Origin of the sequence: Aeromicrobium sp. (assembly GCF_025965075.1) — a bacterium.
GTDB lineage: Bacteria > Actinomycetota > Actinomycetes > Propionibacteriales > Nocardioidaceae > Aeromicrobium.
The window spans coordinates 1-13,377 of sequence record NZ_JAOPXQ010000114.1 but is presented as its reverse complement, the minus strand read 5'-3'; the positions used below and the strand labels follow the sequence as shown (position 1 = coordinate 13,377).

The window sequence follows — 13,377 nt, the reverse complement described above, 5'->3', positions numbered from 1 at the left end:
GACGCCGTGGAACTACCCGTTCGTCATGGCGATCTGGAAGATCGCGCCGGCGCTCGCTGCGGGCAACACGATCGTCCTCAAGCCCAGTGACACGACACCGGCCTCGACGGTCCTGCTGGCCGAGATCGCCCAGGAGCTCTTCCCACCGGGTGTGCTCAACGTCGTGTGTGGGGATCGCGAGACCGGCAGGGCGCTCGTGACCCACCCGACACCGCAGATGGTTGCGATCACTGGATCAGTCCGGGCCGGCATGGAGGTCGCGGCCGCCGCGGCGGCCGGTCTGAAGAAGCCGCACCTCGAGCTGGGCGGCAAGGCCCCGGTCGTGGTGTTCGACGACGCGGACCTTGCTGCGGCGGCCGCGGGGATCGCGGGTGCGGGCTACTTCAACGCGGGCCAGGACTGCACCGCGGCGACCCGGGTGCTGGTCCACCCGCGGGTCGCCGCCGACTTCACCGCGGCGCTGACCGAGGCCGCCCGCGGGACCCGCGTCGGGTTGCCCGACGACGATGTCGACCTGGGTCCGGTCAACAACGCCAACCAGCTGGCGCACGTCGCGGGATTCATCGACGAGCTGCCGGATCACGCGACGCTCGAGACCGGGGGACGACGACTCGACGCCCTCGGCGAAGGCTACTTCTACGAGCCGACGGTCCTCTCGGGGCTCCGCCAGGACGACCGCGCGAGCCAGGAGGAGGTGTTCGGGCCGGTCATCACGGTCCAGCAGTTCAGCGACGAGGACGAGGCCGTGCGCTGGGCCAACGGCGTCAAGTACGGGCTGTCCTCCTCGGTGTGGACCAAGGACCACGGCCGGGCGATGCGGATGGCCCGGCGCCTCGACTTCGGCTGCGTGTGGATCAACACCCACATCCCGATCGTGGCCGAGATGCCGCACGGTGGGTTCAAGCACTCGGGCTACGGCAAGGATCTGTCGATGTACGGCCTCGAGGACTACACCCGCATCAAGCACGTCATGACCAACCTGGAGGCCTAGCGCCGTGAAGATCCTGCTCGTCGGCGCCGGTGGCGTCGGTTCCGCGTTCTGTGCGATCGCGGCCCGCCGCGACTTCTTCGAGTCCGTGCTGGTGGCGGACTACTCGCTCGACAGTGCGCAGCGTGCCGTCGACGCGCTGGCCGATCCCCGGTTCACGGCCGCGCAGGTCGACGCCTCGGACGCCGCGTCGGTCGAGGACCTCGTGCGTACGTCGGGCGCGACGCACGTCATGAACGCGGTGGACCCGCGCTTCGTGATGCCGATCTTCGACGGGGCGTTCGCGGCCGGCGCCGACTACCTGGACATGGCGATGAGCCTGTCGAAGCCGCATCCCGAGCAGCCGCACGCGCTGACCGGGGTCAAGCTCGGCGACGAGCAGTTCGCGGTCGCGGGGGAGTGGGAGGCGGCCGGGCGCCTCGCCCTGTGCGGGATGGGGGTCGAGCCGGGTCTCTCGGACGTCTTCGCCCGTTATGCCGCCGACCACCTGTTCAGCGAGATCGACGAGCTCGGGACGCGGGACGGCGCCAACCTGACGGTGGACGGCTACGACTTCGCGCCGTCGTTCTCGATCTGGACCACGATCGAGGAGTGCCTCAACCCGCCGGTGATCTGGCAGGACGGGCAGTGGTTCACGACCGAGCCGTTCAGCGAGCCGGAGATCTTCGACTTCCCCGAGGGCATCGGGCCGGTCGAGTGCGTCAACGTCGAGCACGAGGAGGTGCTGCTCATGCCGCGCTGGGTCCAGACCAAGCGGGCCACGTTCAAGTACGGCCTCGGAAACGAGTTCATCGAGGTGCTCAAGACGCTCCACAAGCTCGGCCTGGACTCGACCGACAGGGTCAACGTGGCCTCGACGGTCGGCGGTAGGCCCACCGTCGTCCCGGTCAGCCCACGCGACGTCGTCGCGGCCTCGCTGCCCAATCCGGCGACGCTCGGCGACCGCATGCACGGCAAGACCTGCGCCGGCCTGTGGGTCACGGGCAAGGACAAGGAGGGCCGGCCACGCTCGACGTACCTCTACCACGTCGTCGACAACGACTGGTCGATGCAGGAGTACGGCCACCAGTGCGTCGTGTGGCAGACCGCGGTCAACCCGGTCGTCGCCCTCGAGCTGCTGGCCAGCAACACGTGGTCGGGCACCGGCGTGCTGGGGCCCGAGGCATTCGACGCGGTCCCGTTCCTCGAGCTGCTCCGCGACGTCTACGGCTCGCCCTGGGGGCAGAAGGAGCTCGATCCGGCCTGACGTGCGGGGGCGCGGACGTGTGGAGTGCCCGCCACGAAGCGGTCATCTGGACTATCCTGACGGCGCTGACGTCGAAGGAGAAGAGTATGCCCAAGCGCGAGATCATCCCTGAACCTGTCGTCACGATCATCGACGACTACGACGGCAAGGAACTGCACCCGCACACGCCGCCCGAGCGCTACCTGATCAACGGGCGCGCGTACGACCTCTACCTGTCGGAGGAGTCGAAGAAGGCCGTCGACTCGTTCCTGCGCGATCTGCTGGACGGCGCCCAGGAGGTCAAGGAGCCCGGGGGGACTCGTGGGGGCCGGCGCAACGGGGCCGGCACCGCGATCCTCGAGGGGTACACGATCCAGGACCTGCGGGAGTGGGCCAAGGACAACGGTCACGAGGTCAGCCCCAACCGGCGCGCGCCGACCAAGGTCATCGAGGCGTTCAACGCCGCCCACAGCTGAGCGGGAACCGATCAGGCGGGGCCGATGCCCGCCGCGTGGCAAACGTACGTCCACACGGCCCGCCGAGCGACCGGATCGTCAGACCCGCCGGGCAGGTAGTAGGTCGAGCGCGGGCGTCGGTCGCACCAGAACTCTCCGGTGGACGTGGCTTCGGCGGCGGTGAGCCACACGATCGTGTCGGCACCCTGCTCGGCCGTGCGGAGGACCGGCTTGACGACCTTGGCGAAGCGCGGCATCGCGTCGGTGATGCCGGGCGTGTCGGCCCAGCCGGGATGCATGCTGTGGACCGCGATGCCGTCGGCGGCGTAGCGCTCGGCCAGCAGCTCGGCCATCGTGACCTGGATCCGCTTGGTGCGGGCGTACGCCCGGATGCCCTCGTAGGGGCCCTGCTCGTACTCGACGTCGTCGCCGATCGACGCGTCCAACGGCGCGGAGTACATCCCGCCGGACGTCACGATGACGACCCGTGGCGAGACGGCTGCGGCCAGGTTGGCCCGCAGCTCCTCGGTCAGCAGGAGGGGCCCGATGACGTGGGTCGCCAGCGCCAGCTCGTGCCCCTGCGCCGACGCGGACCGTGTGGGCGGCATGACACCGGCGTCGTGGACGATCGCGTGCAGCGCAGGCACCCGAGCCCGCAGGTCGGCGGCGTACGCGCGGACCGCGTCGAGGTCGCTGACGTCGCAGACCTCCTCCAGCAGGATCGCGTCGGGGACGTCCCGGCGGATCGCGGCGGCGGAGTCGGCCAGCCGGTCGGCGGTGCGCCCGACGAGGTGCACCGTGGCGCCGAGAGCCGCGATCCCGGAGGCTCCCGCCCGGCCGAGCCCGCCGCTGCCGCCGGTGACGACGACGTGCCGCCCCACGAGCGCCTGCGGGGCCGGATCGGCCGGCCACCAGCGGCGGCGGATCGCCGGCCCGATCGCCGAGTAGCCGGGCAGGACGGTCTTGTCGAGGGCCGCGTCGAGCAGCGAGGTCAGGGTCACCCCTCCACGGTAGGTCGACGCCCGTGGAGCCGCCGGGCGAGTCTCAGAGCAGGCCCGCGTCGTGCATCGCGATCGCGACCTGGACCCGGTTGGTCGCACCGAGCTTGGTGAAGATGTGGGAGATGTGCGCCTTCACGGTCGCGATGCTCATGTGCAGGCTCGTGGCGATCTCGGCGTTCGAGCCGCCGCGACCGACCGCCGTGGCGACCTCCCGCTCCCGATCTGTCAGCACCGCGACGCGGGACCTGGCCGCACCCGTCCGGTCGTCCGGCATGGCGTCGGTCACCTGACGGATCAGCTGCTCGGTGATGGTGGGCGACAGCATGGGCTCACCCGCGACGACCCGCCCGATCGCGTCGACGATGTCGGCCGGAGGTGTGTCCTTGAGCAGGAAGCCGTTGGCGCCGGCCGCCAGTGCCCGCACGACGTACTCGTCGGCGTCGAACGTCGTCAGCACGATGACCTTGGGCGGATCGGGCAGGGCCACCAGCCGTGCCGTCGCGCCGATGCCGTCCAGGACGGGCATGCGGATGTCCATCAGCACGAGGTCCACGCCGCCGGCGTGGACCGCCTCGACCGCCTGTGCCCCGTTGACGGCCTCCCCGACGACCGCGATGTCGGCCGTGCCGCCGAGGATCAGGGCGAGTCCTGCGCGGACGAGGGCGTCGTCATCGGCGATCAGCACGCGAACGGTCATGCCGGCCACGGTAGCCAGGCCTGCAGGACGAACTCCCGCGCGGGAGTCACGTGGTGGGTGAGTCGCCCACCCGCGAGCTCCGCGCGCTCCGTCAGCCCGACCAGGCCGAGACCCGAGGTGGGGACCGCCCGATCGTGGCGGCCGACCGGGAGGAGGTTGCGCACCTGGATCGTCAGGCCCGAGGCACGGTCGCCGTTGAGGTCGATCGTGACCAAGGTGTCCGTCGCGTGCTTGCGGGCGTTCGTCAGGCCCTCCTGCACGACCCGGTAGACCGTGCGGCCGAGGGCGACCGGGACACCGTCGAGGTGGATCTCGCGGTCGGTGCGGATCCGCATCCCGGACCGTCGCGCCTCGTCGATCAGCCCGGGCAGGTCCGTCGCGGACGGCTGCGGCAGCTCGGGGGACGCATCGCCGGGATCGTCGCGCAGGAGGCCCAGCACCTCGCGCAGCTCGACCATCGCCTGGTGCGAGTTGTCCTGGATGACGCCGGCCGTCGCGCGTACCTCCTCGGGTGACAGGTCGGTGCGGTAGGCGAGGGCGCCCGCGTGCATCGTGACGAGCGAGATCCGGTGGGCCAGGACGTCGTGCATCTCGCGGGCGATGCGTGAGCGCTCGGCCGAGCGTGCCTGGTGGACGCGGGCGGTCTGCTCGGACTCCGCAGTCTCGGCACGCTCGCGCAGGGTGGCGAGCAGCTCGCGACGCGACCCGATGTACATGCCCCACCCGACCGTGACGGCGACGATCATCAGGATGAACGGCCCGGTCAGGGCGAACGACTCGTCGCTGGCCGGGTTGTAGCTCTCGAGGGCGAAGCTCCCGCCGAGCGCGACCATCCCGATCGGGAGGATCTCGCGCCACCGTCGCCGGGCGGCGAGGGACACCAGGGAGAGCGTCGCGGCTCCGCCCGCCGACGCGGAGACGCAGGTCAGGAGGTTGGTGGCGGTGGTGACCGCCACGGGGTGCTGCCGGCGCCGGGTCACGAGGGCCAGGGAGAGCAGACCAAGACCCAGATCGGTCCAGAACCACCACCGCTGGTGCTCCCACTGCCACCGGGCGAGCGCGAACCACGCAAAGGCCCCGATCGCGACCACCAGCAGGTAGCGCCACGCCTGGCTCCACCGGCCCAGCTCGGGTTGGTACGTCACGGGGTGCACGCCCCAAGGCTAGGGCGTGGACGAGGCCCGTCGCGACGGTCGATCGGCTGACACCCTCATACTTTCGACCAGCCGGGCATGGTCACCCGACCGATGCCGGTGGCACCCGCCCGGGGCAGACTGTTGGCATGATCACCGTTGACAGACTCACCAAGACGTACGGCGGCTTCAAAGCCGTTGACGACGTCTCCTTCACCTGCCGGCCGGGTGCCGTCACCGGCTTCCTCGGCCCCAACGGCGCCGGCAAGTCCACCACGATGCGGATCATGGCCGGCCTGACCCCCGCCACCGCGGGGACCGCGCTCGTCAGCGGCGTCCGCTACCAGGACATCCCCAACCCCGGCACGCAGATCGGGGTGCTGCTCGACGCGTCGGCCCAGCACGCCGGCCGGACGGGACGGGAGATCCTGACGATCAGCGCCCTCACGATGGGGCTGCCGATGTCCCGCGTCGAGGAGATGCTCGAGCTGGTCAGCCTCTCCCCGGCCGAGTCCAAGCGCCGGGTCAAGAACTACTCCCTCGGGATGCGGCAGCGCCTCGGCATCGCCAACGCGCTGCTCGGCGACCCTCGGATCCTGATCCTCGACGAGCCCGCCAACGGCCTCGACCCGGCCGGCATCCACTGGATGCGCAGCCTGCTGCGGCACTACGCCGACCGTGGCGGCACGGTCCTGCTGTCGTCGCACCTGCTGCACGAGATCGAGGTCATCGCCGACGAGATCATCGTGATCGGCAATGGCAGGATCGTCGCGCAGGGCACGAAGGCCGAGCTGCTCAACACTGCCGGGACGTTCGTCAAGGCCGGCGACGCGTCGGCGCTCGCCAACGCCCTGGTCACCGCCGGCATCACGGCGTCGCCGTCGGGTGACGGGGGACTGCGGACCGAGACCGATCCCGCGACGGTCGGCAAGGCCGCGGCAGTCGCCGGCGTCGCGCTCGTCGAGCTGCGGCCCGCCGAGGGCGCTGGCCTGGAGGAGATGTTCCTCGAGCTCACTGCCTCGACCCAGCGCGAAGCCACGACCCCGAGCCCGAAGGAGGCGACCGCATGACCACCGCAGACGCCATCACGATCGACACGACCCGCCCGAGCATCCCGCTGTCCCGGTTGGTCAAGGTCGAGCTCCGCAAGATGTTCGACACCCGCTCGGGCTTCTGGCTCATGATGAGCATCGCGATCGTCGCGCTGCTCGCCACCGTCGGCTGCATCCTGTTCGTGCCCAACGACGATCTCGAGTTCGGCGTGTTCGGCCAGGCCGTCGGCTTCCCGATGGTCCTGCTGCTCCCGGTCATCGCGATCCTGTCGGTCACGAGCGAGTGGAGTCAGCGCACGGGCCTCATCACGTTCACGCTGACGCCCCACCGGGGACAGGTCGTCGCCGCCAAGGCCATCACCGCCGTCATCGTCGGCGTCGTCGGCATCGTCGTCGCGTTCGCGATCGGCGGCCTCGGCAACGTCGTCGGCTCGGCGATCAACGGGGTCGATCCGGTCTGGAACATCTCGTTCCTGGACTTCGTCCTCATCGTCCTGGCCAACGTGCTGGGTCTGCTGGTCGGCTTCATGCTCGGCGTGCTGATCCGCAACACCCCGGGAGCGATCGTCGCCTACGTCGCGTACTCGTTCCTGCTCCCGACGATCTTCGGGATCCTCGCGGCGTTCCAGGACTGGTTCAAGGACCTGCAGCCGTGGATCGACTTCGGCTACTCGCAGACCCCGCTGTTCGACGGCGGGCCGAGCGGCGAGGAGTGGGCCCAGCTGGGCACCTCCGGGCTGATCTGGCTCGTCATCCCGCTCGCGGTGGGCGTCTGGGCCGTGCTGAGGTCCGAGGTCAAGTAGGCCTCGCAGGACGACGTGCCACGGCGGCGCACCCTCGGGGGTGCGCCGCCGTCGCCGTCCGCGGGTGTCGTCACCCCCAGGTGCGACAATGGCCGCATGCGCAAACGTGTGGCCATCCTCGGCTCGACCGGGTCGATCGGCACCCAGGCGCTCGAGGTGATCGCCGCCAACCCCGACCGCTTCGAGGTCGTCGCCCTCGCCGCCGGCGGGGCCAACCCTCGGCTCCTGGCCGAGCAGGCGATCGCGTTCGACGTGCCCCTGGTGGCGGTGGCGCGAGGGAGCGCCGCCGAGGACGTCCAGCTCGCGCTGTATGCCGAGGCCCAGCGCCGGGGGTACGCCCACGGCGACCACCGGGTGCCGCGGCTGATCGTCGGCCCCGATGCGGCGGTGCAGGTCGCCCGCACGCCCTGCGACGTCGTCCTCAACGGGATGACGGGTGCCGTCGGGCTGCTGCCGACCCTGGCGGCGCTGGAGGCCGGCACGACGCTGGCGCTGGCCAACAAGGAGTCGTTGATCATCGGCGGCGAGCTCGTCATCGGGGCGGCCAAGCCGGGCCAGCTCGTCCCGGTCGACTCCGAGCACTCGGCGCTGGCGCAGGCGATGCGCGGCGAGCGGCGTGAGGACGTCCGCAAGCTCGTCGTGACGGCCAGCGGCGGACCGTTCCGCGGGCGCACGCGCGCCGAGCTCGCCGACGTCACGCCCGAGCAGGCCATGGCGCACCCGACGTGGGACATGGGCCCGGTCATCACGATCAACTCCGCGACCCTGGTCAACAAGGGGCTTGAGGTCATCGAGGCCAATCTGCTGTTCGACATCGACTTCGACCGCATCGAGGTCGTCGTCCATCCGCCGTCGATCGTGCACTCGATGGTCGAATTCACCGACGGCGCCACGATGGTGCAGGCCTCGCCGCCCGACATGAAGCTGCCCATCGCGCTGGGCCTGGCCTGGCCCGAGCGCGTCCCGGACGCCGCCGCCGGCTGCGACTGGACCCGCCCGGCGACGTGGGAGTTCTTCCCGCTCGACGACGAGGCGTTCCCGGCGGTCAGCCTGGCCCGCCGGGCCGGGACGTTCGGCCGCACCGGCCCCGCCGTCTTCAACGCCGCCAACGAGATCTGCGTCGACGCGTTCGTCGACGGGCGCTTGGACTTCCTCGGCATAGTGGACACGGTGGGCTCCGTCCTCGACGAGCACCTGTCCGACCCGGACGTCGCCCGCCAGGAAATGACCCTCGACGGCGTGCTCGGCGCCGACAGATGGGCCCGCACCCGGGCCGCGGAACTGGTGGAGCGACGATGAACGCCCTGATCTACACCCTCGGTGTCGTGCTCTTCGTGCTCGGTGTGGCGGCCTCGATCGGCCTGCACGAGCTGGGGCACATGTATCCCGCCAAGAAGTTCGGGATCAAGGTCACGCAGTACTTCATCGGCTTCGGCAACACGATCTGGTCGACCAAGCGCGGCGAGACCGAGTACGGCCTCAAGTCGATCCCGCTGGGCGGCTACGTCAAGCTCGTCGGGATGCTGCCCCCGGCCAAGGGCGCCGACCCGCACGCCGTCCGCAAGACCAACACCGGGATGTTCACCCAGCTGATCTCCGACGCCCGGGACGCGGAGTACGAGCACGTCACCGACGAGGACCTCGACCGGCTGTTCTACCGCAAGCCGTGGTGGCAGAAGCTCATCGTCATGGCGGGCGGGCCGACGGTCAACATCCTGATCGCGGTGTTCCTGTTCACGGTCGTGTTCATGGGCTTCGGCGCGCTGACCCCCACCACGACGGTGCAGGCCGTGTCCGACTGCGCCATCAGCGACGCCGAGGCGGGCCGCACGTGCCAGGCGTCCGATCCCGAGACGCCCGCCAGCAAGGCAGGGCTCGAGGCGGGTGACCGGATCACCTCGTTCAACGGCACGACGATCACCTCGTGGGACCAGCTGTCCGACCTGATCCGCGCCAACGGCTCCCGCGAGGCGGACATCGCGTTCGAGCGGGACGGCCGGGAGCGCAGCGCCTCGGTCAGCACCTCGGTGCTCGCCCGAGCCGACAAGGACGACCCCACCAAGACCGTCGACGTCGGCTTCCTCGGGGTCACCCCGACCGAGGACTACGAGCGCCAGGGGCCGGTCTACGTCGCCCAGGTCATGGGCGACTACGTCGAGGGGACCGCCAAGGCGATCTGGCACCTGCCGGTGCGGATGGTCGACGTGACGAAGGCGGCCTTCGGCGCCGACCGTGACCCCGAGGGGCCGATCAGCGTCGTCGGTGCCAGCCGGGTCGCGGGGGAGTCCTTCACGATCGACGACCCGACGTGGTCCGAGCGGGCCCAGCGCGTGCTGATCCTGCTGGCGGGGCTCAACATGTTCCTCGCGCTGTTCAACTTCATCCCGCTGCTGCCGCTCGACGGTGGCCACATCGCCGGCGCCCTCTGGGAGGCCGTCAGGCGGGGTATCGCCAAGGTCCGCGGTCGGCCCGATCCCGGCTACGTCGACGTCGCCAAGATGCTGCCCGTCGCGTACGGCGTGGGCGCCCTCCTTATGCTGATGAGTGTGATCCTGATCTATGCAGACATCGTCAACCCCGTGAGCATCTCGTGACGGACCTCGGACTTCCCGCGATGCCGCCACCGGTGCTCGCACCACGGCGCAAGACCCGCAAGATCAAGGTCGGCACGATCGACGTCGGCGGCGACGCCCCCGTCTCGGTCCAGTCGATGACGACGACCCTGACCTCGGACGTCAACACGACGCTGCAACAGATCGCCGAGCTCACCGCCGCGGGCTGCGACATCGTCCGCGTGGCGTGCCCCAGCCAGGACGACGCCGACGCGCTCCCCGAGATCGCCCAGCACTCCAACATCCCGGTCATCGCCGACATCCACTTCCAGCCCAAGTACGTCTTCGCCGCGATCGACGCCGGCTGCGCCGCGGTCCGGGTCAACCCGGGCAACATCCGCAAGTTCGACGACCAGGTCGGTGCGATCGCCCGCGCCGCCAAGGACGCCGGCGTGTCGATCCGCATCGGTGTCAACGCCGGCTCGCTCGACAAGCGCATCTTCGACAAGTACGGCTCCGCGACGCCCGAGGCGCTGGTCGAGTCGGCTGTGTGGGAGGCGTCGCTGTTCGAGGAGCACGACTTCCACGACTTCAAGATCTCGGTCAAGCACAACGACCCCGTCATCATGGCGCAGGCCTACGAGATGCTCGCCGAGCGCGGCGACTGGCCCCTGCACCTCGGTGTGACTGAGGCCGGGCCGGCCTTCCAGGGCACGATCAAGAGCGCCACGGCGTTCGGCTACCTGCTCGGCAAGGGCATCGGCGACACGATCCGCGTCTCGCTGTCCGCCCCGCCGGTCGAGGAGGTCAAGGTCGGCATCCAGATCCTGCAGTCGCTCAACCTGCGTGAGCGCAAGCTCGAGATCGTGTCGTGCCCGTCCTGCGGCCGCGCCCAGGTCGACGTCTACACGCTCGCCGAGCAGGTCACGGCCGGTCTCGAGGGGCTCGAGGTCCCGCTGCGTGTCGCCGTGATGGGCTGCGTCGTCAACGGTCCGGGGGAGGCCCGCGAGGCCGACCTGGGTGTCGCGTCCGGCAACGGCAAGGGTCAGATCTTCGTCAAGGGCGAGGTCATCAAGACCGTGCCGGAGTCCAAGATCGTCGAGACCCTCATCGAGGAGGCCATGCGCCTCGCCGAGGGCATGGAGCCGGTCGAGGGCGGCGGCGCGGCGGTCACCGTCAGCTGACGCTGACCCCGGGGCGGGTCAGCCGACTCGCTTGACCGTCGTCTGCACCTCGTCGACCCGCACGGCCGTCTGGCCCGGGGGGCCCTCGAGCGTCGTCGGAGCGCCGGGAATCCTGCTCGGCGATCCGTTGACCTCGAAGCGCAGGTCGTAGACGGTCCTGGCGGTCACGGCGTACGCCGGACGGCCGTCCACCGACGCCGAGCCGCGGAGCGATGCCCGGCGGTACTCGTGATAGCAGTCGCGCTCGGCATCCTCCTTCGTGGCGGTCCACGGGCAGGTGAACGAGCCGGTGCCGTCACCCGGGTCGATCGTCAGGCTGCGCAGGGTCGCGATCGCGACCAGCCCGAACGCCGACGACCCCGTCGCCTCGCGCTGCGTGCCGGTGACCCAGAACCATGTGTCGAGGTTGACCAGGGTCCGGCCGGACGGGCTGACGTTGACCGTCGGCGGGGTGATGGCGATCTGCCCGATCGCGGTCAGCGCCTGCTCGAGCAGCGACGGCGGCTCCTCGTCGTCGGTCCAGTAGATGCGTTCCACCGTGGTGTCGAAGGGCGTGGTGAAGCAGAACTCGATGCGGGCCTTGGAGTCCTTGTTCGGCTTGTCGCCGTCGGGCATCGGGTGCGGCGTGAAGTGGGCGACGTTGAAGCACGTCGTGGTGCCCTTGCAGTAGTTGCCGGAGCTGTCGGGGCTCAGCCCGAGGTAGGCACCCTCGTTGTAGCTGAGATCGCACTGCGGCTCGTTGCTCCCGCCGCCACCGCCGCCCCCGGCGCCACCCCCGCCGCCGGGGATCGTGCAGACGTAGCCGCCGCTGGCCGGGAACGAGATGACCGCGGGCGGGTCGCACGTCGGCCCGTCGGCGGCCTCCGCCGACGGGGCGATGAGCACGACGGCCAGCAGCGACGTGACGACGAGGGCAGCGGGGACGAGCAAGCCGGTCAGGGCCCGTCGCGCGAGGGTCAGCACGACGCCACCTGCTCGCTGCGGGGGTCGCTCACGACCCACACGCCGTCCTCACGCGCCAGACCGTACTCCATCCGGGTGAAGCCGAGCGTGGTCGAGCCGACACCGGGCGAGGTGTCCCCCTTCCGGACCAGGAAGGACTTGGAGGCGTCCTGGCACCCCCGGTACAAGGCGGTGTCGTCGTCGATCGTGACCTTGTCGACCGTGAGCGCGACCTTCCCGAGGTGCTGCAGCCCGGCACCGTCCACGCTCTTGGTCTCGGCCGGGACGATGAGGTCGTAGACCTCCTGGGTCACCAGGTCCTTGATCGCGGGACCGACCTTGGTGGCCCCGCGCTCGAAGTAGGCGTCGGTGTAGGCCTCGACCGCGTCGGCCACCTCGCGCTCGTCCGGGGTGAGCCCGTCCTCGTCGCGGGGCGCGACCGTCGTCGTGGCCTCGGCCTGGGGCTGGTCGGAGCCGCCACAGGCCGCGAGCGGGAGGAGCGCCGCGAGAGCCGTGGTCATGATCAGTCCGGTCGGCAGCTTCGCAGCCATGATTCCCCTGTCACGGTCGACACCCCCGATGGGTGATGCGCCAACCCTAGCGGTGGTGCTCGGGAACCCTCAACCAAGCGGCGAGCCGCCTCCGGTGACCTGAGCGGTCCGGTCGTAGGCTGTACCCACCACCGAGGAGGCGATGTGCTCAGGACGACGACGCATGTGCGTGCCCTGACGCCACGCGACCTCCCCGAGCTGCACGCGCTGCTGGACCGCGATCCGCTCGTCAACCTCTTCGTCCGCAACCGGGTCGACGCGACGAGGCTGCAGACCCGGTGGCTCGGCGGCCAGGTCTGGGGCTACTTCGAGGACGACATCCTGGTGTCGGCGTGTCACGCCGGCGCCAACGTCGTGCCGGTGCAGGCGACGCCCCGCGCGATCGAGGCGTTCGCCGAGCAGGCGATCTCCGACAACGTCCGGCCGTCCTCGATCGTCGGGCCGCGCGAGGCCGTCCTCCCGCTGTGGAAGCTGCTCGAGCCCCGCTGGGGACCGGCCCGCTCGCCGCGCCTCGACCAGCCGTTCATGGTGCTCGAGCACGACAGCCGGCTCCGGCCCGACCCCCGGGTGCGCCGGGTCCTGATCGACGAGTTCGACACGGTCTATCCCGCCTGCGTCGCGATGTTCACCGAGGAGGTCGGCGTCGATCCCGAGGTCGGCAACCGCAGCGGCTACCGCGCCCGGGTCGCCCAGCTGATCTCCCAGGGCTGGTCGTTCGCGATCGTCGAGGACGGGCAGGTCGTCTTCAAGGCCGAGGTGGGGGCCGCCACGGCCCAGGCCTGCCAGCTGCAGGG

The 13,377-nt window shown here is 70.6% G+C and carries 14 protein-coding genes; 9 read left to right on the top strand and 5 right to left on the bottom strand.

The window, feature by feature from the left end:
* The 3 genes from JWQ91_RS07450 to JWQ91_RS07440 form a co-directional block, all read left to right on the top strand.
* The coding region (locus JWQ91_RS07450) for an aldehyde dehydrogenase family protein (RefSeq protein WP_297782230.1) at window positions 1-991 on the top strand (991 nt) is incomplete at its 5' end.
* A gap of 4 nt (window positions 992-995) precedes the next feature.
* Window positions 996-2,234 (top strand): saccharopine dehydrogenase C-terminal domain-containing protein, encoded by a 1,239-nt coding sequence (locus JWQ91_RS07445; protein WP_297782229.1) that lies wholly within the window; start codon window positions 996-998, stop codon window positions 2,232-2,234.
* Window positions 2,235-2,320: 86 nt separating this feature from the next.
* Window positions 2,321-2,689, top strand: a complete 369-nt coding sequence (locus JWQ91_RS07440; RefSeq protein ID WP_297782228.1) for a histone-like nucleoid-structuring protein Lsr2 — start codon at window positions 2,321-2,323, stop codon at window positions 2,687-2,689.
* A gap of 11 nt (window positions 2,690-2,700) precedes the next feature.
* Here JWQ91_RS07440 and JWQ91_RS07435 read toward each other — a convergent pair whose 3' ends face one another.
* The 3 genes from JWQ91_RS07435 to JWQ91_RS07425 are packed head-to-tail and all read right to left on the bottom strand — an operon-like array spanning window position 2,701 to window position 5,520.
* Window positions 2,701-3,669, bottom strand: a complete 969-nt coding sequence (locus tag JWQ91_RS07435) for an SDR family NAD(P)-dependent oxidoreductase (protein WP_297782227.1) — start codon at window positions 3,667-3,669, stop codon at window positions 2,701-2,703.
* A 43-nt stretch (window positions 3,670-3,712) separates the two neighbouring features.
* Window positions 3,713-4,366 carry a response regulator transcription factor gene (locus JWQ91_RS07430; protein ID WP_297782226.1) on the bottom strand — a complete coding sequence of 218 codons (654 nt, stop codon included), beginning with the start codon at window positions 4,364-4,366 and terminating at the stop codon, window positions 3,713-3,715.
* On the bottom strand, window positions 4,363-5,520 hold the full coding sequence (locus tag JWQ91_RS07425; RefSeq protein ID WP_297782225.1) for a histidine kinase: 1,158 nt from the start codon (window positions 5,518-5,520) through the stop codon (window positions 4,363-4,365). The genes JWQ91_RS07430 and JWQ91_RS07425 overlap by 4 nt, the downstream gene beginning before the upstream one ends.
* 128 nt (window positions 5,521-5,648) lie before the next feature.
* Between JWQ91_RS07425 and JWQ91_RS07420 the strand changes: the two genes are divergently transcribed.
* From JWQ91_RS07420 to ispG, 5 genes are all read left to right on the top strand, one after another.
* Window positions 5,649-6,569: an ATP-binding cassette domain-containing protein gene (locus tag JWQ91_RS07420; RefSeq protein ID WP_297782224.1), complete on the top strand. Its 921-nt coding sequence runs from the start codon at window positions 5,649-5,651 to the stop codon at window positions 6,567-6,569.
* A complete protein-coding gene (locus tag JWQ91_RS07415) occupies window positions 6,566-7,354 on the top strand; it encodes an ABC transporter permease subunit (protein ID WP_297782223.1) in 789 nt (262 codons plus the stop codon). The genes JWQ91_RS07420 and JWQ91_RS07415 overlap by 4 nt, the downstream gene beginning before the upstream one ends.
* A gap of 96 nt (window positions 7,355-7,450) precedes the next feature.
* A complete protein-coding gene (dxr, locus tag JWQ91_RS07410; protein WP_297782222.1) occupies window positions 7,451-8,653 on the top strand; it encodes a 1-deoxy-D-xylulose-5-phosphate reductoisomerase in 1,203 nt (400 codons plus the stop codon).
* Window positions 8,650-9,948 carry a M50 family metallopeptidase gene (locus JWQ91_RS07405; RefSeq protein WP_297782221.1) on the top strand — a complete coding sequence of 433 codons (1,299 nt, stop codon included), beginning with the start codon at window positions 8,650-8,652 and terminating at the stop codon, window positions 9,946-9,948. Before dxr ends, JWQ91_RS07405 begins: the two co-directional genes overlap by 4 nt.
* Before the next feature lie 20 nt (window positions 9,949-9,968).
* Window positions 9,969-11,090, top strand: coding sequence for a flavodoxin-dependent (E)-4-hydroxy-3-methylbut-2-enyl-diphosphate synthase (gene ispG / locus JWQ91_RS07400; RefSeq protein WP_297782231.1), 1,122 nt, complete (start codon window positions 9,969-9,971; stop codon window positions 11,088-11,090).
* A gap of 18 nt (window positions 11,091-11,108) precedes the next feature.
* On the opposite strand, the gene JWQ91_RS07395 is transcribed toward ispG, so the two are convergent.
* Entirely contained in the window at window positions 11,109-12,053 is a 945-nt protein-coding gene (locus tag JWQ91_RS07395) for a hypothetical protein (RefSeq protein WP_297782220.1), read from the bottom strand.
* Window positions 12,047-12,583, bottom strand: coding sequence for a hypothetical protein (locus tag JWQ91_RS07390; RefSeq protein WP_297782219.1), 537 nt, complete (start codon window positions 12,581-12,583; stop codon window positions 12,047-12,049). The genes JWQ91_RS07395 and JWQ91_RS07390 overlap by 7 nt, the downstream gene beginning before the upstream one ends.
* 144 nt (window positions 12,584-12,727) lie before the next feature.
* On the opposite strand from JWQ91_RS07390, the gene JWQ91_RS07385 reads away from it, so the two are divergent.
* On the top strand, window positions 12,728-13,377 hold a 650-nt coding region (locus tag JWQ91_RS07385), incomplete at its 3' end, for a DUF4081 domain-containing protein (RefSeq protein ID WP_297782218.1).